The following is a 20,558-nucleotide window of genomic DNA, read 5'->3' as shown; positions in this document are numbered from 1 at the left end:
ATGCCAATCGCCCCCTCGATTGTGGTTGTTGACTTCCACCTTATCCCCACCTCATTTCCCTCCTCCTATCGTGCCAATGCCGGGCAAACCATCGACCGTGATCGTTGAATGGAATGTTGCGGAGAACGGATTCATCGTCAGGCGTCCAACGTCGAGTGATCGAGCGGCCCCAACTGGCGGTGGAAGAAACACCAGAGAGTTAGCACCAAAGGCAAGGTTACGCGAACCGCGAAGCTAGTTTGTTTCTCGATCATGTGAAACGTCCCTTGCCTCGAGTTGAGCGTGCTATTTACTTCCTTGAGGTTATCGATGCTACTTGGGTTTTGGGATTGGCTGTCGATCGTCGCGTTCTTCGTGTTTTCGCTTGTGGTCGGCGTGGTCGTGGCGAGAAAGGCGGGGACGAATACCCAGGAGTACTTCACCGGTGGGCGAAGCATGCCGTGGTGGCTGCTAGGGATTTCGATGGTCGCGACCACGTTCTCGGCAGATACGCCGAATCTGGTGACCGACATCGTCCGTAACCATGGTGTTGCTGGAAACTGGATGTGGTGGTCGTTCTTGCTGACCGGCATGTTGACGGTTTTCGTTTACGCTCGATTGTGGCGACGATCGGGCGTGTTAACCGATATCGAATTCTACGAGCTGCGTTACAGTGGAAAGTCGGCGGCTTTCCTACGCGGCTTTCGGGCGATTTATCTGGGGATCGTCTTCAACGTGTTTGTCATGGCCTCGGTTTCGTTGGCGGCGATCAAAATCGGTAACGTCCTATTAGGAATTGAGCCGATCTATACGGTGCTCATCGCGGGAATCGTGACCGTGATCTACAGTTCGCTCGGCGGTTTACGGGGTGTATTGATCACCGACTTTGTCCAGTTCATCCTGGCGATGATCGGATCGGTAGCAGCCGCGTACGTTGCTTTGCAGCAACCAGAGGTCGGTGGCTTGTCAGGACTGCTTGCGCACGAGAACGTGCAGCAGTCACTCTCCTTTTTTCCGAGCACGGAAGATCCTGATTGGTGGAGCATTGCCGTCATTCCGTTAATGATCGCGTGGTGGAGCGTATGGTATCCGGGAGCCGAACCAGGAGGTGGTGGCTATGTAGCTCAGCGAATGTTAGCCGCCAAGAACGAGGACAATGCCGTTGGCGCTGTGTTCCTGTTTAATGCTGTGCATTACGCGGTGCGGCCATGGCCTTGGATTATCGTCGCACTTTGCTCGATGATTGTCTTTCCCAACTTAGAGTCGCTGCATGCCGCGTTTCCAAATTCCACAGAGCTAGTTGGCAACGACATGGCCTATCCGGCGATGCTCACGTTTCTTCCGCCAGGCCTTTTGGGGTTAACGGCCGCCTCGTTGATTGCGGCGTACATGTCGACGATTTCGACTCACTTGAACTGGGGGTCGTCTTATGTCGTGCACGACTTCTACAAACGTTTTGTGAGGGAAAAAAGTAGCGAGAAAGAACAGGTCATGGTCGGACGTCTTTGTACGTTCGTGCTCATGTTGCTTTCCGGGGCACTGGCCATCAGCATGGAGACGGCGCTGGGCAACTTTCAAATCATCCTGCAAATCGGCGCTGGGACCGGGCTAATCTTTATCTTGCGATGGTTCTGGTGGCGGATTAATTCCGCGAGTGAAATCGCTGCAATGGTGTTTTCGTTTCTCGTCGCGATCTACTTCCGATTGGTTCATCCGCACACCGGCTTGCCACAGTTTGATGCTTCGCAGGAGTTAGTCCTTGGGGTCTTTCTCACGACGGTTGGCTGGATGATCGTGACGTTTCTGACGAAGCCCACCGACCGAGAAACGTTGATCGAATTTTGCAAAATCGTTCGGCCTGGCGGGCCAGGTTGGAAAGCCCTTGAATCTGATCTGCCAGAGATGGGGCCCGAGGCGCCACCAGCCACGTGGCCAGTTCCACAAGAGTTGTTTTGTATGGTTTTAGGATGCGTCTGTGTTTATAGCGTACTCTTTGCGACCGGCTATTTAATCGTGCAGAACGTCCTTGGAGCTGTGATTGGTTTTGTCGTGGCTTGCGTCACCGGCTTACTTCTGGTCCGATTCTGGCGAAGTCTGCCACGATAAAAGAATACCTATTGTGGGTGTGTAGTTTCGCTAATGGATACTTGCTGACGCTTAATCGTGCAGTTTGCTTATTAGAGGCGTGGTATTTTCATAGCGTCAGGGACGTTTCGTATAGTAAGCTTGGTTAACGCGTAAGGATGGTTCCTTATCGGCCTGATTCATTCTCGGTTCGCCTCTTCTCGCTACCCCACCGCGAGGCGTACGGTCGATGTCCGTCCTGACCCTTTGGTCCCGCGACAACACCCTTTCTCGTTTCTTGATCCACGTTATCGTGGTAGTAGAGAAGCGTCTGTGAAAACACCGAAAGGAGCACCCCCATGAAAATGCTTCCCCCCATCGTAACGCTCGCGTTTGTGCTTTCTCCCGTTTTTGCCTGGTCTGACGAGCCGACCTCGAATTCGGATGAAGAGGGCCCTGTTCGAGTGGTCATCATTGGTGATTCGACGGTTTGCGAATACCCGGCTGAACGACCTGATCGTGGCTGGGGACAGTTTATCGCTGAGGCTTTTCACAATGGATCGGTCGAGGTCTCGAATCTGGCGAAGTCTGGCCGCAGCACGAAAACGTTCATTGCTGAAGGTCGCTGGAAGAAGGCCTTGGCAAAGAATCCTCATTACGTGCTGATCCAGTTTGGTCATAACGACTCGCACGATGCCGATCGGCCAGAGTCAACCGATTCCCGAACCGACTACCAAGAGAACCTCCGACGCTATGTAGACGATGCTCGGATGATCGGCGCGGATCCGATTTTGGTTACGCCGATGGTTCGTCGCACCTTTGATGCCGAAGGGAAGATCGCCGAAACTCAGCTCGATATGAACAAACGTCTTGGTTCGTACGCTCAGGCCATGCGCACGGTCGCGAAACAAAAGGGTGTTCCGCTGATTGACCTTTACGCGGCGAGTAAAGAATTGGCCGAGAAGCTTGGGCCGGAAGCGAGCGCGAGGATGTCACCTAAGAAAGGGGACCGAACGCATTTCAACAAAGAAGGCGCACGGGCAATGGCCGTACTGGTCTTAGAACCACTTCGTGAAGCGGCACCTGGGTTGGAAAAGCACTGGAAGCCGTCAGAGAACTAGCTGGGATGAGGAGGCTCGGCATTTGTCGATGTACGCTCTGGCGATTCCCATTTAATTCGCCAGGGTGGTTCCACCGCGAAGTAAGCGAGTAACGAACAGCCGGTGGCAGCCAAAGATAACGGAAGTTCCCAGCCGCCAATAAGCGGCACGCCCTGTAAAAACGTTTCGAGTCCGGATACAAAGTGAATCCCCCAGACTCCTGTCCCCACGATCATGCTGGCCAGAGCAGGGCGACCATTTTGGGGTCGGCTGTAGATTCCAATCGTCAGTGGAATGAAAAGGCCCACAAGCGTCAGGACGTACGCTGCTTCTAACAACGCATAGGCATCTTGGCCAGCGTAAGCGAGTGCCAAGCTACACAAGGCAACGCCCAGCACGGAGAGTCGATTCAGCGTCAGCGAGTCATGTCCTGAAAACTTGGCCAAGACGTTCTCGGCAAGCACACTCGCGGGGGAAAGAATTGCGCTATCGATCGTGGACAGCACCGCGGACAAAAGTGCCACGACGAATACCACAGCAACCGCAGGATGCAGGAAGGCATGGGCCAGGGCTGGCAAAATCTCGGAAGTAACGTCGTCCGGAAACAGAAGATTGCCCACCAAGGCCAGCAGCAGGGGAATCAAACCGAATGAGAGGTAGCATAGCCCGGCGACGATACAGGCCCAACGAGCCGTGGCCGCGCTCTTGGCGGCAAACACGCGCTGCATCAAATCTTGACCAGGTAGATTACCCAAGGCACCGGTCAAAAAAACGCCTAGCCAACCTAAAAATGCCGCCACATTTTTTGTGGGAAATGGTTCGAGCATCGCCGGATCGGTTTCTTTGCTAATGCGGGCCAAGCCAGTCCAGATGCTGCCACCCCCCAATTCGCCCAGCGATACGGCAGCCAGAATTAGAAGACCGATCAGCACCAGGGCGATTTGAACCGCATCAGTCAGGGTGACCGACCACATGCCTCCCATCAGCGTATAGCCGGTTCCGATGACGGCGACGAGCGTCAATCCGATCATCGGATCGATTCCGAAGAACAGTTGTAAGACACCTGCCAATGCGACAAACTGGGCCGCGACCCAACCAAAGTAGCTGGGGACCATAATGCACGACGAAAGCAACTCAGCGGAAACGCCAAATTTACGGCGAAAGAACTCAGGCACCGTCAAGAGTTCCATCCGCCACAAGGGACCGGCAAAGAACATCCCGGCCAATAGCAGGCAAACACCAGCGCCGAAAGGATCGAGTGCGGCTGCTTGCAGGCCTTCACGGCGAACTTCGTCGGCCGATGCCAGGAGAGTGCCTGCCCCAAACCAAGTCGCGAGCAATGTCATCCAGGCAAGCGAAAGCGGGAGCTTCCTGCCCGCTACGAGGAAGTCTACCGTACCATGAATCTTGCGTTGGGCGTAGTATCCGATCAGATACATGCCGACTACGTATAGAATCATCGTTGTCGCCAACAACCACTTGAGAGACGGATCAATTTCCAGGTTCATCGGCGAACCAATCCTAAACCAAGAGTGATTCCACGGACGCGTGGATGCGAGTGGTGACTTCCAAAATCGAGTAAGCTAGGTGGCCCTTGTTACCCTCGAAACGTCGCCACGTATCATAATCTTCGCCTGGCAGACATGCCTAGAGACTGGCCGAGAACGCGATAATCGATGGGCAAACAAGTTCCTAGAAGCTGAGGGTTGTCGACCTTCGCCTGTCTAGCAGTATGCTTTTCGACGTTTCTGGGTCGTACTGACCGATATCAGGTCTTGGAAAAGAGGTTTGTATTAGTCAAAATCGAATTTGTCGAGGATGATAGTCGTCGACCGGTTTTCGAGAGATTCGGACAAGTCAGATCTGGTAAATGGCTCGTACCATAGCCTGAAGCCCCATTAGAATCGTGATCAACTGACGAAAAGGCCTCGATGGATTCTCTGCGACGTGCTCAGCTATACGATCTGCGGACTCGCTACATTGTCGATGACTTGCCGGCGATCTCGTCGCTAATTGGTTCCGTCACGAGTGCGTTGGAAGTGGGTTGCGGCACGGGACGAATTCTTTCGTACTTGGCACGCCAGCAGCCCAACGTTCAGTGGTGCGGGATCGACTTGGATGCCTCCAAGATCTCGGTGGCGAGGCAACGGCTCGCGGTGGAAGGCCCGGGCGTGAAATTGGTCCAGGGTGACTTTCTCAGCACCGAGGAACTGCCGAAGGTCGATGCGATCCTATTCGGGTTCAATGTCCTCGCGGAATTTCTTGGAGTCGCGACGCGCATCGCCGCTTTGCGAAAGGCCCGAGCCACGCTTGCCCCTGGTGGCCGAGTAATCGTTGTCTGTCATGCACACAACTTCGCTGATTGGGCACAGCGAAGTAAGCAGCACGCGTCCCGAATCTGGGACGATCAATTGGGACAATGGGATCTGACGATTGATTGCGTCCGCGACCTGCCACGTCAATCTTCGGTCTGTTCGATTACCTATGTCGGGGAAACCGAAACCGTACACGACGTTTACGAAGTCGCACTGCTAACCCGCAACGAACTGCTGGCTTATTACGAAGCGGCTGGGTTAACGTTGACGCAGGAGTACGGCGACTACCATTTTGGGCCGTTAACCGAAGAGAGCACGGTTTGGCTTCATGTCCTAGCGGCTCGCTAATCCGGTGGCGGAAAGCTCGCTGAGGCACTCGCCATGATCCTTCCCTATGACCCAAATTGAACTCGTTCAGCAGGCCCTGCGGAAAGAAGCCTCGGTTGAGGAAATCGGGGCTCTCCTACGCCAGCTGCCACCCAACAAAGATGCGGCTGATCTGCTTATCGCGACCTATCAGTCGAGCCTCGCTGAACCTTGGAAGGTTGCCTTTCTGCTAGGCTGTGTGCGGCACGAGGTTGGCTACGAAACCGTGAAGGCGATCTTGGTTGGCAACTACCGTGGGTCGTCCGAGTTATCTGCCGCCGAAGCGATGTATCGGATCCATGATGTAAGAGCCATCGAGGATCTACAGAACATTTTGCTCACGCATCCGCACATCCTTGTCCGTAATGCGGCAGCCAATGCACTGTCTCTTGCTCGTTCGCCAACTGTCGTTCTGGTTCTGATCGAGGCGTTCCGTCAAGGCAAACTATGGCCTCACGATGTCGCCCAGCAAATTGCCGACAGCCAGCCTACCGACAAGCAGCTTCTGGAGTTGCTCGATTCCAACGACGAACGACAGCAGAGTCTTGGGCTACACGTGATTGCCTTGCTCATTCAGGCAGGCGGGCAGGCTAGCTGGCGTACAGACGCCGTTCGAGGACAAGTGATTCGCCTGCTTCACACACCGCTGTTTCGACCCAAGTGGAAACAAATGCCAGTACTTACAAATTGGGCATTCTCACGGGGGTGAACGATCGGCGTTAAAACGTGGCGGGCCATGCTTTTCTTTCTGATTGCTTGACACGGACGCCGTTACGATAGATATTAACCCGAAAGGGTGAATAATGTCTGCGGCTTTGGAAGAACGACTCGATCGCACGTTGACGGCGCTGGCCGATCCAACACGGCGTGCCATTTTGCAGCACTTGTCGCGGGGGGAAACCCGCGTCACTGATCTCGCGAAGCCGTTTGACATCTCTCTCAATTCCGTATCGAAGCATATTCGTGTTTTGGAACGTGCCGAGTTGGTTATGCGGCGTAAAGATGGCCGAGAGCATTGGCTTTCGTTCAATCGAAAACCGCTAGACGAAGCAGCCGCGTGGATCGAGAAGCAGCGGGCGTTCTGGACCACCGCACTTGATAACTTGGAACGTGAACTCAATAAGCCTGAATCGTAGGACCTTACGATGAATGATTTCGGCAAAGCGACCAATGATGACACCGTTCGAATGGAACGGCTGTTGCCGGGACCGATCGAACGCGTATGGAACTACCTAACCGATAGCGAGAAGCGGGGGACGTGGCTGGCGAAAGGGGAAATGGAACTTCAGGTTGGGGGCAAGGTCGAACTGAACTTTCTCCACGCCAGCCTCACACCTCATGTCGAACAAACGCCGGAGCGCTTCGAGCAAATGGAATGTGGTTTCGGCTTCAGCGGTACCGTCACCGAATGTGATCCGCCGCGCCTCTTGGCATTTACCTGGGGCGGCGACACATCCGAGGTGAAGTTTGAATTGACCTCGCAAGGAGAAAAGGTCTTGCTGGTTATCACACATACGCGGCTTCGCGGGCCGAGTGAGATGACAATGGTTGCCGCCGGATGGCATACCCACTTGGGGATTCTGCAGGACAACCTAGCCGAGCAAACGCCCCGACCGTTTTGGTCCACATTCGAAGCGGTCGAGAAGGAATACAAGCAGCGTTTTGCCGAGTGAGTCTTCACATCTGGAAAGGTTGTGGCTCGTGAATGAGAAGATCGATCCGGTCGTTAAGACAAAGATGCTTTTTCGTGTGCCAGTTGACCGACTATTCGAAGCGATTGTGAACCCGGAGATCACGACCCGATTCTGGTTCACACACAGCAGCGGTCCGCTCGTTGCTGGCGAAATGGTGACCTGGGAATGGCGAATGTTTGGTGTCGCAACGCGTGTCGAAGTGCTACAAATCGAACCGAGTCAAAAAGTGGTGATGACCTGGGGAGAGTCGGGGAAGCGATCGACGGTCGAGTGGGACTTCACCAAGCATGGCGAGTCTGCTTCCGTGTTGGAAGTCACCACCTACGGCTTCTCGGGAACAGACGAAGCAATCATTAACGAGGCAATCGACGTATCGGGAGGATTTGCCCTCGTGTTGGCCAATGCCAAAGCCTGGCTAGAGCATGGTATCGAGCTTCAATTGATTGCGGATCGTTTTCCTGCCGAGCCCGCTTAACCCCGAACCCTAGCTTAACTGTTTACTTCGAGTTGAACGTGACATGATCAAGGTCCTACGTACAATCGGCGCTTTGTTCGCCAGTTTGGTGACGGTATTTGTCCTCTTAATCGCTGTCGAGGGGTTCAGTGCCGTCGTGCATCCATTTCCCGAGGGAATGGACATGCACAGCCAGGAAGAGATGTGCGCTCATGTTGCCAACTACCCGCAATGGGTGTTAGCGGTCGTGGTCCCCATGTGGGGCGCGATCGCTCTCGTTGGTACGTGGCTGGCGCAGTGGATTGGTAATTGGATTTCGTCGACGATTGTGGGCGTCCTGCTGCTGCTGGCGGTTGCCTTTAATGTTTCAATGTTGCCTTATCCAATCTGGTTCAAAGTGATTATCTTACTGGTCGTTCCTGCGGCCAGTGTGCTGGGGGGGTGGTTAGGGCGAGGGAAGGCTCGCGTGAAAAGTGAAGCCGATGTCATACCAACGGAGTCACGTTAGCGAATTCGTTGAACATACCTTAGTTCAGCCATTCCACGAGAAACTCATCGGCTAGTTCGGCAAATAGTTCTTGAGTGGTTGAGGCCTTAGTCTTAGCTAAATTCTCGATTGCCGAGCCCCACCCCCTTGCGCACGACTGCGCTGTCATCTCCTCAATCCAATTGCGAAAACAGGTGTTGAAACCGTCGGCCGTGTCAATGATCCCAAGACTTTGGAAGGCGTATTGGTGACCGGCAAGCATTGTCTCGAACTCGGTAAGTTCACGATAATACATTGAAGGGCGTTTGATGGCGTAACGAATCCATTCATCGCAGTGCCTTCGATAATCAGAAACCGAAATCGATATCATTGGCGTGTTCCCAAAGACTTTTATAGTCATTTGCAATTCGCCCCATGGGGGCTGTCACATCGTCAAAGATTTTCCCTGCAGCTAAGACGACATCGTGGTAGTAAAGATGCCGATCGCAACCATCGATTCTTCCGAGTAGTTGGCACTTAGGGTTCGGCATAATACGATAGATTTTCCCGCCAATTAGCTTCTGAATCCTCCTGGCAATAGACCTGTCGTAGTTTGCGAGGTGGCAGCCCGAGTCGACTCGCATTCTGAATCGCAGTGTTTCTGTAATCCACTTATGTGAGGCTCGCTCGATTGTTTCCTTCGCTTCAGTCCGTTTTTCGCCGTCGAGCACGCCGTGAGACCCACAGAGCTTGCCAGCCACTATGGTAAGCGTCCCGTGTGCAAAGTACCCGTTAGCTGACTGCAATATGTTCTCTTGCGGACCTGAGTAACGAATGCCGTCGACTAAGAACTCACGCGCTGAAACTTTCCAGCTACCGACGAACTCATGGAAGCAATCTCGGAAAAACGAAACAGGGGAGACGCCTAGACAGCCGGCGATTCGTTCCATGGCCCGGCTCCAACCACGACAACAAGACTCGCCGTAGACATCCATTGTCCATTGGCGGAAGGATGGATTAAGGGCTTGGTTGCCGTTGACACTATCGAGGACGCCAATCTGACAATAGGCACTATCGTGACCGGATAAAAAGTTCTCAATCTCCGATAGCGGGCGGTCGTGAGTGGCTGTTTCAGCAAGCACCCTTTGAACCATTTCGTTGCACGCCGTTTGGTAGTCGGCGTAAGAAATAAGCGGCATCTATTATCTTTCTGACAGACGCGATAGCTGGTTCTAAAAGGGTACGACACTTGAGCTTCCATTCTAACAAATCGCATGCTTGCAATCTTACAGTTTATCAATCCAGACGACGAAAAATGCCTTGAATTAAGCGCCATGACAGCCCTCGGTAATTGATGTTATTGAGGGGGCGTTTAATGCGGCGATCAGTCGTACGGTGGTCGTCCTAAATCAAGCTGATGCAGCCGACATTCACAAATCGAATTCACGGACTCATTACACGAATGCGGGATGAAATCCGCGGTTTCGTGCAGACTGAGTGATTCGAGATAGGAGTATTCGTAAGGAAAAACGTCTCCACGGACTCCTGCCAATTCTTCACAAGTTATCGGTGAAGAATGATTTCAATCGGAGCCTTAGGAGTATCCGCGACAACTACTTGAGCAAACTCATGATAGAAAGGATGGAAACTATCAGGAACTCCTACCTCAAACCCGAGAGCTTCGTGAAACCATTTAAATTCAGGCAGCGTAATTTCCGGACCGATGTAGCTTCCAGCGGAAGAACCTACCGATTGAAACCTTAGAAGCAACAAAGACGAGTCACGCGGAAGAACTCGTAGAGCCTACAAAGGTCTTCCTCGTCAGCTGCCTCCCAGTGCGAATGGGTTCGGAGCGTGAAGTTGCTTAGCCATTCACGTTTGGATGTACTGGTATCAAGCCAAGGACGAAGTAGATTCTCGTCGATGTTAGAAGTTCTATATCCGAGTATCGCTTGATGCAACTCAAAGAGAGGTAGTTGAGAGTCGTACATGCATCGCCGACTTCATCGCAGCCTTTCCCTCAGGAGTGAGGGAAAGGGAAAAGACGATCGCTTAGGTGATCACTTGACTTAATACAGCGACCAGCCATCCGGCAAACAGGCACCTTTTTCAACGACGGGGATGCCGTCGACGATGGTGACGCCTTCGGGATACTCTTTGTCCGGCAAATTGTCGCTGTTGACAACGCGGACGTTGTTGCCAATGTGGCAATTCTTGTCGACGATCGCACCCTTGATGACGCTGCCGGCGCCGATCTTCATGGTGGGGCGACCAGACGATGCGTCCTGTTCACATTCGCGCTTAGTCGAATAGTAATCGCAGCCCATCAAGACCGAGTCTTCGATCGTGACGTTCTCACCAATGACACTTCGCAGACCGATGACGCTGTTCTTGATGGTACAGCCGGCGCCGATCTGGCAACCGTCGGCAATCATGCTCGTGCTGACTTGGCTGTCCATCAGCATGCTTGGCGGCAGAAAGCGTGCGCGAGTGAAGATTGGAGCTTCTTCCTCGACGAACTCGAATGGCGGCTTGGGCGACAGTGTGGCCAGGTTCGATTCGTAGAACGCTTTGATCGTTCCGATGTCTTCCCAGTAGCTATCGAACATGTGCATCTGCACGTGCTTACTGCGGATCGCAGCTGGGAAGATTTCTTTACCAAAGTCTTGATAGTCAGTCTTCTCGAGCACTTCGACCAGGGTATCGCGATTGAACAAGTAATTGCCCATGCTGGCCAGGCAGTCGCGGCCCTTGCTCTCGATGCCGCGTGAATCGATCCAAGCTGGATCGGTGCGGACGTGAGCAAGTTCTTCCGGCGTCGTTGGCTTTTCGACGAAGCCCTTCACGCGGCCGGTCTCGTCGATCTTCATGATGCCCAGACCGCCTGCTTCCTTGGAATGAACGGGCAAGCCGGCGATGGAGACATCCGCACCGGAAGCGATATGCGATTCGAGCATCTCGCGGTAGTCCATCCGATACAGTTGGTCCCCAGAGAGAATCAGGACGTACTCGATACCATGCTGTTGGATGTAACGCAGGTTCTTACGGACCGCGTCGGCGGTTCCTTGATACCAGTCCGAACCTTCGCTGGCGGTCTGCTGAGCGGCCAGGAGTTCGACGAATCCGCCGTTGAAGTGATCGAAACGATACGTCTGGCGAATGTGTCGATGCAAACTAACCGACATGAACTGCGTGAGCACGTAGATACGGTTCATCTGGCTGTTCAAGCAGTTCGACAGAGGAATGTCGATCAGCCGATATTTGCCAGCGAGCGGAACGGCCGGCTTCGAGCGGTATTTGGTCAGGGGGTAGAGCCGGGTTCCTCGGCCTCCGCCCAGCACCAGGCAGATGACATTACGCATGGGGTCACCTTCTTTCCGTGACGTGAGTTGCGAATAGCATTGGGTATGTCGGTCGATGGCGAATCAAAACATAACGACCGATCCGCGTCGATTGCAAGCCAGCGCGCCAGGCTAAAATTGCAATTCGCCTAAATAACTGCAAGTTGTGCGCCGCAAAGGGCGTGATTGTTACTTCCGATAAAACCCGCGTCGACGCTGATTGCTGTAGCGTTCGAGAGCTTCATTGACAATCGGCAGAGCCAATTCGGCCGGCAAGATCTCATCGACTTCGACCGTCTTGCCTTCCAACATCTTGTAGTCTTGGAAGAAACGTCGCAACATGTTTCGCCGATGGATGGGCAGATCGCTGGCTTCGGTGTACGAGGAATACTCTGGGTCGGTCACCGCGACGGCAATAATCTTATGGTCGAGCTTACCGCTATCGACCATCGTCATCAAACCCACCGCACGAGCGGTGATCAGCGTCAGCGGAGCGACCGGTTCCTGGCACAGAACCAGCACGTCCAACGGGTCGTCGTCTTCGGCCAGCGTTTGCGGGACGAAGCCGTAATTGGCCGGATAATGGACGGCCGAATAGAGCATGCGATCCATTCGCAACAGTCCCGTATCCTTGTCCAACTCGTACTTGATACTGGAGCCGGTAGGAATTTCGATGACCGCACAAAATTCCCTTGGAATGTCCTCACCGGGGGTCACGTCGTGCCAAGCGTGCGTCATGGATGCGAATCTTCCGTGCTAGTCAGGCAGTGGGGGCCTAACATTTCTCTCGAATTGTCAAAACTTCAACCGAAAACTCGGCAAAGTAGGATGGTTTTGCCAGGAACATCCTGACTTCTGTAGCATCCGTCTTAAATGCCGCGGCGTCAACCGCTGCACGGCGTGCTAAGTTCATTTCACTACGAAATTTACGAGCCGTCCCGGTACGACAATCGTTTTTACGATTTGTTTCCCTTCGAGAAGTTCTTGGACGCGTGAGTCCGCCTTGGCAAGAGCTTCAAGATCGTCCTTCTTAATGTCGGCAGGAACGGTAATACGGCCGCGAACTTTTCCCATAATCTGAACCGGCACCTCGACCTCGTTGTCTTTGGTGTACGATTCAACAAACTTCGGCCAAGCCTCGTAGGCCAACGTTTCTTCGTGTCCCAAAATTTGCCAAAATTCTTCGGCCAGGTGAGGAGCCAAGGGGGACAGCATCAACGCAAACGTCTCCATCGCTTTCTTCGGGCGGGTCGACTCCTTGGTGAAGAAGTTGGTGAACTCCATCAACCGAGCGATCACCGTGTTGAAGCTGAGGTTTGCCAAGTCCTGAGTTACGCTCTTAAGGGTGCGGTGAATCGTCTTGTTCTGCTCTTCAGTTGGCTCGACATCTTGAACGGCCGCGTTGAGCGTGATCTCTTCGGTGTTGTGATCAACGATCATCCGCCAGGCTCGGTCCAGAAAGCCGCGCACACCCTTCACGCCATCCATTGCCCATGGCTTGGTCGCTTCCAACGGCCCCATGAACATCTCGTACAAGCGAAGGCTGTCCGCACCGTAGTCTCTTACGACAACATCGGGATTGACGACGTTGCCGCGACTTTTTGACATCTTGAAGGCGCGGGCATCGATTCGGATGCTTTCATCGGCTTTCAGTACGAAACCGTCACCCTTCTTCAAGATGTCAGCTTCGGTAAGCTTCGCAGCGTTTACGACATTTCCGCTGACGTCGCTGTAGGCGTCGTCTTGTCGCTTCACTTCGTTGCTGCCGATCCAACTTCCGTCGTCGCGCTGGTAGCCGGTGAACTCGATCTCGCCCAGGATCATGCCTTGGTTGATCAATTTCTGGAAAGGCTCTTTTGTCGAAACATAGCCACGATCGAAAAGCACCTTGTGCCAGAAGCGGGCATACAACAGGTGCAACACCGCATGTTCAGCCCCACCGATGTAGAGATCGACCGGCATCCAGGCTTTTTCTTTATCGGCGTCGACGAAGACGGTATCGTTTTGCGGATCGATGAATCGCAAGTAATACCAGCACGAACCAGCCCATTGCGGCATCGTGTTAGTTTCCCGCTTGTAGCGCACACCGTCGATCACGGGGTACAACCACTCTTCGTCCGCTTTCTCGAGTGGCGGTTCAGGTCGGCCAAGCGGCTTATAGTCTTCGATATGTGGCAAGTCTACCGGCAGTTGATCGACCGGCACCGCACGGATCTTCCCGTTGGGTTCGCCGTTCTCGTCCAACTCTTTGAGGATTGGGAACGGTTCGCCCCAGAATCGCTGACGACTGAACAACCAGTCACGAAGTTTGAAGTTAGTGGCTTCGCGTCCGACACCTGCTTGTTCCAAGTCGAGGGCGATCTGCGCCTTGACGTCCGACGTTTTCATTCCGTCGTACTTACCAGAATTGATCGCTATGCCATCGAACGTTGCACAAGCAGTACCGGCAAGGACCGCGTCGCGATCGACGTCGCTCTTTTCGCCTGGGTCGACCACGGCGATGATGGGAATGTCGAACTTTTGAGCGAACTCAAAGTCACGATCATCATGGGCCGGCACGGCCATGATTGCCCCGGTGCCGTAACTGGCAAGCACGTAGTCCGCAATCCAAATCGGCACTGGCTTGCCGCTAACTGGATTCACAGCGTACGAGCCGGAGAAAACGCCTGTTTTCTCCTTTGCCAATTCGGTGCGTTCCAAATCTGATTTGAAAGCGGCCGCTTCGCAGTACGTCTTGACCGTGGCGGCTTGGTCGCTGGTCATCAATTGATCGACTAACGGGTGTTCTGGAGCAATCACCATGTAGGTCGCCCCGAACAACGTATCTGGCCGCGTGGTGTAAACACGCAATACATCGTTGCCTGGCTTACGCGGATAGCCTGCCTTCTTGCGTTCGATCTCCCACGGGGTGAATTCGTCTTCGGAACCCAAGAAGAAGTCGACTTCCGCTCCGGTGCTGCGACCAATCCAATTCCGCTGAAGTTGCTTGATGCTATCGGACCAGTCGAGCGTGTCGAGGTCACTCTCCAAACGTTCCGCATACGAGGTGATTCGCAACATCCACTGACGAAGGGGCAACCGCTGGACTGGGTGACCGCCACGCTCGCTCTTACCGTCGATCACTTCTTCATTGGCCAGCACGGTGCCAAGTTCCGGGCACCAGTTGACTGGGGCTTCGCTGACGTAGGCCAAGCGATGCTCGTCCTGATAAGCACGGACGGCATCAGCACCTTCCGCTTTCACGTCTTCCGGAATCGGAAGTTCGGCGATGGGGCGCCCTTTGCCAGCATCTTGGTCGTACCAGGTATCGAAGAGGACCAAGAAGATCCATTGAGTCCAGCGGAAGTAGTCGACGTCGGTGGTGGCGATCTGACGCTCCCAATCGTAGCTGAACCCAATCATTTTCAGCTGACGGACGAATTCGCCGATGTTCTTCTCGGTGGTAATCCTTGGGTGGGTATTGGTGCGGATCGCATACTCTTCTGCGGGCAAGCCGAACGAATCGAAGCCCATCGGATGGAGGACGCTCTTGCCCTGCATTCGTGCCAAGCGACAGACGATATCGGTTGCCGTGTAACCTTCCGGGTGCCCCACGTGAAGCCCAGCACCACTAGGGTAGGGGAACATATCCAGTACGTACAGCTTTTCCCCTTGCGGAAACTCTGGACTACGGAATGTTTGGTTCTCCTCCCAATATTTTTGCCATTTCGGTTCGATCTGGGCCGGGTTGTAACGGGGCATGAGCGCTATCCAGTGAGCTGAAATACAACGGGGGCGACTGATGGTCGTTCCCGTTTGGTTCGAAGAATCGTGGGGATCGCCGCAAAATCTTATTTCATAGGGCTTTCCCTTCGTCTTAGGAAGGTAACGATTCTAATGGGCGGCGATAAAACTGACAATTCAAGGAGAGCCCCCTCTGGCGGCTAACGTTCGCGCCGTTTGTAGTGATCGGCCTAAAATCTCATGGACGAAAACACGATAAATGCATGTTGTCTGGGCATTTCCCCTGGTAAACTGCTAGGCTAACTTGCAAAGATCGATCGGGCTGGTTTTGTCTTTCGATCGAACTCGTTGAGTTGAATCTGAATCCACTTCGCAATCCTTCACCCCCAAGATTCCCCTATGCTTCACGGACGTCGTCATCTTCAACTGGTTGATTCCGAACGAGACGCCATGCGGGTTGCTTGTCAGTTCAATGCCGAACTGATGGACTACATCCGTCCGCATGTGAAGGCAGGCGTCAAAACGATCGAGCTTGATCGCCTCATTCACGCCTACACGTTGGATCACGGTCACACCCCGGCTTGTTTGAACTATCAGGGCTACCCCAAAAGCTGTTGCATCAGCGTCAATGAAGTGATTTGTCACGGGATTCCGGACAATTACGAATTGAAAGATGGCGACATCGTCAACGTCGACCTGACTTCGATCGTTGAAGGTTGGCACGGCGACCAGTCTGAAACTTTCCTGATTGGCGAAGTCAGCCCGGAAGCGAAGAAGGTCACGCAATGTGCGTTCGATTGCTTGTATCTCGCGATTGATGCGATTTACCCCGAGTGCCGTGTGTCGGAAATCGGCCGTGTTATCGTGGAAGAAGCGAAGAAGTACAACTTTGGCGTGGTCGAGGAATTTGTCGGTCACGGTCTGGGGCGTCGTTTCCACCAAGATCCTTCCATTCCACACGTTCCCACGCGAGCCGCTCACTCGGTCCGCTTGCTGCCTGGCGTTTGCTTCACGATCGAACCGATGATTAACGTCGGCGGCGCCGCCACCCAACTCGATCCAAACGACGGCTGGACCGTCCGAACTCGTGACCGCAGCTTGAGCGCCCAGTTCGAGCACACGATTCTGATGACCGAGAATGGTCCTGAAATCTTGTCGCTCACGAAGAATGGTCCGCAGAAGGGACACCAGTTCTAAGCGTCTGGAGCGTCCCCGTTCTCTTGGTCGATTATTTCGCGAAGCGATCTCAGTGTCGTTGCGTGCTCGTTCGTGTTTTCGAAACGCTCGAACGTGGATTCGATCAGTTCGTCGCAGGGCAAGTTGCTCGCTTCGAGCCAGATGCGAACGTAATTGAGAAGTTCTTCGCGGCTAAAGTCTGTGGCGCGTACGACCATGTCCGTGCCGTCAATGTGCCATTGGTCGGTGGTCAGCTTTGCTAGCAGTTCTCGCTGGAATTCAGCGCGATCTGAGCCGCTGAGCGGATTATTCACATCTCCCAAGGCGTCGATCGTAAACCAAATCGATTCCATGCCCTCCGGTGCATTTTTAGGCAACAAGTAGACGTCTTCCCAAACGTGGCGATCCTCGCTCGATTCCCAAACATGTGGAATGTAATAGAACCATTTCATCAAACGCGTCCTGCTTGGGGCTTTTCCACGAATTTATGAATCAGACACGTAAGGTCGAATGAAGTTCGTTTTCTGCCAGCACTGAAATCACTCTTGCAGGCACCAGCGATTTTCAGTATTTCCTCCGGCATTGAGCTCAAGATTTTGCCTGAGGTTATCCGAGATGTTTCGCTCTCCATTGATCTACGTGCTATCGCTTGCTGCTGCTTCGACTGGCGTCGCAACGAGTCTGGCGGTTGAACCGTACAAGGCCCGGATCACGACCGATAAGGTCTTCACCCGGAGTGGACCAGGGCAGAATTACTATCCGACCGCTTACCTCGACAAAAACTCGGTTGTCGAAGTCTATCGAGAAGACGCCGGCGGATGGCTGGCAATTCGGCCAACTGAGAACGAATTCAGTTTGATCCGGGCTCAGGATCTCTCTTATGGAGAGGACCGACGCGACGCTCAGATCGAAGGGCACGATACCGCTTCTTATGTTGGTAGTCAGATTAGCGACCAGCATCACGTGGTGCATGTGAACTTGAATCGCGGTGAGCCGGTTTCAGTGTTGGGTATCGTTGAAATGCGCGACAAGGAAAGTGGAAAGAAAGAAGCTTTCTATCGCATCTCGCCCCCATCGGGCGAGTTTCGTTGGATTAACAAGCATTTTGTCGAGCGAATCACGCCCGATGCCGCAACGATTCGAGCTCGCGAAGATGACCCAGCGGCAATAACGGAGGCGATCAAAGACGCGGAGTTCTGGCGAAAGACCGAGGATAATCTTCGAGTCGTTCGCCCAGTTTCCTACGATGAAGTTCCCGGCGACATGAAAGGCGCTAAGCTCTCGGGCGAGGCCGAGCCGATCGAGCCACTGGTTCCGCTGCCTGATATGGACCTGATGGAACTTGAACTAGCGATCAGCCAGGAATGCTTGAAGCCATACGAAGAATGGAAATTCAAGCCGTTAAGGGATCAAGCGAAACGCCTTACCGCGGAAGGAGAATCACCGCTCGACCGAGGCCGGGCCCGATTATTACTCGAAAAAATCGACGAGTTTATCCAGCTGTACGAACGGAAATTAGCCGCAAAGGAAGCCCAGGACCTGAAGGCAGCCCCTAGTGCGGTCTTGTACTTGGATGACGAGAAGTTTGGCAAGATTGGTCAGTCTGGGGATCCCGCAGCAAGCTTTGTTGGTGATGGTCTCGACCCTCGCTATGACGGGCGAGGCTGGCTGATGCCTGTAATTACGCGAGCTTCTGCCTCCCAACAAAACGGCCAATACACGCCCCCGTTCGCGCTGACCGACTCGCAAGGAAACATCTTGCAGTTTGTCAGTCCTGCCCCTGGGCTTAACCTGCGCCGGTATTCTCGGACGCAAGTTGGTATCTACGGCCAAGTTTCGCCTTTGAACCAGTTTACCAAGCCGCATTTGACGGCCCATCGCGTGATCGTTCTTGATCGGCACGAGAAGCGATAGACCGCTTCGGTTATCCCTGGGTGTGATGGCCGAAACGGCCAGTTCATGGTCAAATAGGGCAATTCGTCCAGCCAGTAGGGCGTGGACTGGTTCGTTTGCAGAAATCTATTTGAAAGCCAGTATGAGCGAAGACGTTTCGCCAGCCCCAGAATCGTCGCCAAGCGCCACGTTAGAGGAAGCTTTGAAGAAGTACGGAGCGCCGATGCCGGAACCGGTCCGTGAACAGCTTCAGCGTTATGTGGACGTGCTTTGGGACATTAATAAGACGCTAAACCTAACGCGTCACACGGATTACGACAAATTTGTCTCCCGCGATGTTATGGACAGCATGGCCTTGGCCGGCCAACTGAAGCCGAACGAGGAAATCCTTGATATGGGGAGTGGCGGGGGTGTGCCTGGGATATTGATCGCGATTATTCGACCTGACGTGCGTGTCAGTTTGTGCGATTCGGTCGGAAAAAAGGCGAAAGCGACCCAGGAAATCGTCGAGCGACTTGGTCTTGAGATCCCGGTGTATCACAATCGAGCGGAAGAAGTTCTCGAAGATCTCAGCTTCGACGCGGTAGTTTGCCGCGCTGTCGCTCCGATGCGAAAGCTACTGCTATGGCTAGAAAAGCATTGGCTTTCTGCGGGACGCCTACTCGCCGTTAAGGGGGGTAAATGGATTGATGAGGTCAAAGAGGCTCGCCATCATGGCGTTACTAAGTCGGTCGAAATTCGGAACACTTACGAATATGAGACCCCCGGAAACGACCACCCTAGCGTGATCGTGAAAGTTTGGCCGAAAGGTCGCAAAGAGCCTTGAGATGATTCAACTTACGACCCTGTTTGTGTCGTTGTTGATAATACCCCTACCCCCTATAATCAGGCGATTCGCTCCAAACGGATTGCTCGAGCAGAGCGAGTTCAACTTCGCTGGTTAGCCCACTCCCTCCGGCGAGCTGGGATCGAATTGCCTAACTTCAACTTGTAGTGATTGATTGATGTCCGGTTACCAGATTACGCATCTCAAACAGTTGGAAGCGGAAAGCATCCATATCATCCGCGAAGTTGCGGCCGAGTTTGAGAACCCGGTGATGCTGTATTCCATCGGGAAAGATTCGTCCGTCATGGTTCATTTAGCCATGAAGGCGTTTTATCCCGCCAAGCCGCCATTTCCCTTGATGCATGTCGACACGACCTGGAAGTTCAAGGAAATGATCCAGTTCCGCGAGGAATATGCCCGCAAGGAGTTGGGACTCGACTTGATTGTGCACATCAACGAGGAAGGTAAGAAGCTGGGCATCGATCCGTTCGAGGACAGCGTTCGCCATACCGACTTGATGAAGACGGTCTCGCTGAAGCAGGCCCTCGACAAGTACAAGTTCGACGCTGCATTCGGTGGTGCTCGCCGTGACGAAGAGAAGTCGCGAGCTAAGGAGCGAGTCTTCTCGTTCCGCGATAAGAATCATCGCTGGGATCCCAAGAACCAGCGGCCGGAACTTTGGAATTTGTACAACACCAAGGTTAATAAAGGGGAGAGCATCCGCGTTTTCCCTCTGTCGAACTGGACAGAACTCGACGTTTGGCAGTACATCCATCTCGAAGAGATTCCGATCGTTCCCTTGTACTACTCGGCCAAGCGACCGGTCGTGTGGCGTAACGATATGTGGATCATGGTCGATGACGACCGGATTGACCTTCAGCCAGGCGAAAAGGTCGAGGAGAAAATGGTTCGCTTCCGCACACTCGGCTGCTATCCGCTGACGGGTGCCGTGGAATCGGAAGCCGTCACGATGCCAGACATCATCCAAGAGATGTTGTTAACCACGACCTCCGAACGCCAGGGCCGCGCCATCGATAAAGATCAAGGCGCGTCGATGCAGAAGAAGAAGGAAGAAGGATACTTCTAACGCCTGCTAGGTGGGCAAGTTTCCCGTTTTCGGTGTTCAGCAAGAAGTGACTGAGTGCCAGGACTAAAACGGCA

The 20,558-nt window shown here is 53.7% G+C and carries 18 protein-coding genes; 12 read left to right on the top strand and 6 right to left on the bottom strand.

Translation table 11 applies throughout. The features are described from left to right. The first annotated feature begins 309 nt into the window (after positions 1 to 309). Both C5Y83_RS28900 and C5Y83_RS28895 read left to right on the top strand, forming a co-directional pair. Complete coding sequence (locus C5Y83_RS28900; RefSeq protein ID WP_105333287.1) at positions 310 to 2,085, top strand: sodium:solute symporter family protein; 1,776 nt, start codon at positions 310 to 312, stop codon at positions 2,083 to 2,085. 317 nt (positions 2,086 to 2,402) lie between these two features. Next, complete coding sequence (locus C5Y83_RS28895) at positions 2,403 to 3,164, top strand: rhamnogalacturonan acetylesterase (RefSeq protein WP_105333286.1); 762 nt, start codon at positions 2,403 to 2,405, stop codon at positions 3,162 to 3,164. On the opposite strand, the gene C5Y83_RS28890 is transcribed toward C5Y83_RS28895, so the two are convergent. After that, the gene (locus tag C5Y83_RS28890; RefSeq protein ID WP_233207397.1) at positions 3,161 to 4,651 is read right to left on the bottom strand and encodes a sodium:solute symporter family protein; all 1,491 of its coding nucleotides are present in this window, start codon (positions 4,649 to 4,651) and stop codon (positions 3,161 to 3,163) included. The two genes, C5Y83_RS28895 and C5Y83_RS28890, sit on opposite strands and share 4 nt — an antisense overlap. Before the next feature lie 423 nt (positions 4,652 to 5,074). Between C5Y83_RS28890 and C5Y83_RS28885 the strand changes: the two genes are divergently transcribed. The 6 genes from C5Y83_RS28885 to C5Y83_RS28860 all read left to right on the top strand — a co-directional run bounded on the left by C5Y83_RS28885 (position 5,075) and on the right by C5Y83_RS28860 (position 8,480). Next, on the top strand, positions 5,075 to 5,806 hold the full coding sequence (locus C5Y83_RS28885) for a class I SAM-dependent methyltransferase (protein ID WP_105333285.1): 732 nt from the start codon (positions 5,075 to 5,077) through the stop codon (positions 5,804 to 5,806). 46 nt (positions 5,807 to 5,852) lie between these two features. Then, positions 5,853 to 6,533 carry a hypothetical protein gene (locus C5Y83_RS28880; RefSeq protein WP_105333284.1) on the top strand — a complete coding sequence of 227 codons (681 nt, stop codon included), beginning with the start codon at positions 5,853 to 5,855 and terminating at the stop codon, positions 6,531 to 6,533. A gap of 94 nt (positions 6,534 to 6,627) precedes the next feature. Beyond that, a complete protein-coding gene (locus tag C5Y83_RS28875; protein ID WP_105333283.1) occupies positions 6,628 to 6,960 on the top strand; it encodes an ArsR/SmtB family transcription factor in 333 nt (110 codons plus the stop codon). A gap of 9 nt (positions 6,961 to 6,969) precedes the next feature. Beyond that, positions 6,970 to 7,497, top strand: a complete 528-nt coding sequence (locus tag C5Y83_RS28870; protein WP_105333282.1) for an SRPBCC family protein — start codon at positions 6,970 to 6,972, stop codon at positions 7,495 to 7,497. Positions 7,498 to 7,525: 28 nt separating this feature from the next. Then, positions 7,526 to 7,993: an SRPBCC family protein gene (locus C5Y83_RS28865; protein WP_199195177.1), complete on the top strand. Its 468-nt coding sequence runs from the start codon at positions 7,526 to 7,528 to the stop codon at positions 7,991 to 7,993. Positions 7,994 to 8,036: 43 nt separating this feature from the next. Then, positions 8,037 to 8,480, top strand: a complete 444-nt coding sequence (locus C5Y83_RS28860) for a hypothetical protein (RefSeq protein ID WP_105333281.1) — start codon at positions 8,037 to 8,039, stop codon at positions 8,478 to 8,480. Positions 8,481 to 8,806: 326 nt separating this feature from the next. Here C5Y83_RS28860 and C5Y83_RS28850 read toward each other — a convergent pair whose 3' ends face one another. From C5Y83_RS28850 to leuS, 4 genes are all read right to left on the bottom strand, one after another. Then, a complete protein-coding gene (locus C5Y83_RS28850) occupies positions 8,807 to 9,637 on the bottom strand; it encodes a hypothetical protein (protein ID WP_105333279.1) in 831 nt (276 codons plus the stop codon). Positions 9,638 to 10,507: 870 nt separating this feature from the next. Continuing rightward, positions 10,508 to 11,800, bottom strand: a complete 1,293-nt coding sequence (locus C5Y83_RS28840; RefSeq protein ID WP_105333277.1) for a glucose-1-phosphate adenylyltransferase — start codon at positions 11,798 to 11,800, stop codon at positions 10,508 to 10,510. Between the two features lie 168 nt (positions 11,801 to 11,968). Then, a complete protein-coding gene (locus C5Y83_RS28835; protein ID WP_105333276.1) occupies positions 11,969 to 12,517 on the bottom strand; it encodes an inorganic diphosphatase in 549 nt (182 codons plus the stop codon). A gap of 171 nt (positions 12,518 to 12,688) precedes the next feature. Continuing rightward, a complete protein-coding gene (gene leuS / locus C5Y83_RS28830; protein WP_105333275.1) occupies positions 12,689 to 15,520 on the bottom strand; it encodes a leucine--tRNA ligase in 2,832 nt (943 codons plus the stop codon). A gap of 381 nt (positions 15,521 to 15,901) precedes the next feature. Here leuS and map point away from each other — a divergent pair, with 381 nt between their 5' ends. Further along, a complete protein-coding gene (map, locus tag C5Y83_RS28825; protein WP_105333274.1) occupies positions 15,902 to 16,699 on the top strand; it encodes a type I methionyl aminopeptidase in 798 nt (265 codons plus the stop codon). Here the strand turns inward: map and C5Y83_RS28820 are convergent. After that, positions 16,696 to 17,130, bottom strand: a complete 435-nt coding sequence (locus C5Y83_RS28820; RefSeq protein WP_105333273.1) for a hypothetical protein — start codon at positions 17,128 to 17,130, stop codon at positions 16,696 to 16,698. The genes map and C5Y83_RS28820 overlap by 4 nt on opposite strands. Before the next feature lie 163 nt (positions 17,131 to 17,293). On the opposite strand from C5Y83_RS28820, the gene C5Y83_RS28815 reads away from it, so the two are divergent. The 3 genes from C5Y83_RS28815 (at position 17,294) to cysD (ending at position 20,484) form a co-directional block, all read left to right on the top strand. After that, positions 17,294 to 18,592, top strand: coding sequence for a hypothetical protein (locus C5Y83_RS28815; RefSeq protein ID WP_105333272.1), 1,299 nt, complete (start codon positions 17,294 to 17,296; stop codon positions 18,590 to 18,592). Positions 18,593 to 18,713: 121 nt separating this feature from the next. After that, positions 18,714 to 19,397: a 16S rRNA (guanine(527)-N(7))-methyltransferase RsmG gene (gene rsmG / locus C5Y83_RS28810; protein ID WP_105333271.1), complete on the top strand. Its 684-nt coding sequence runs from the start codon at positions 18,714 to 18,716 to the stop codon at positions 19,395 to 19,397. A 178-nt stretch (positions 19,398 to 19,575) separates the two neighbouring features. Next, positions 19,576 to 20,484, top strand: coding sequence for a sulfate adenylyltransferase subunit CysD (gene cysD / locus C5Y83_RS28805; protein WP_105331865.1), 909 nt, complete (start codon positions 19,576 to 19,578; stop codon positions 20,482 to 20,484). Positions 20,485 to 20,558: the final 74 nt, after the last annotated feature.

This window comes from Blastopirellula marina (genome assembly GCF_002967765.1).
Classification (GTDB): Bacteria; Planctomycetota; Planctomycetia; order Pirellulales; family Pirellulaceae; genus Bremerella; species Bremerella marina_A.
The sequence above is the reverse complement of the archived record's forward strand: the minus strand, read 5'-3'. Positions and strand labels throughout refer to the sequence as shown.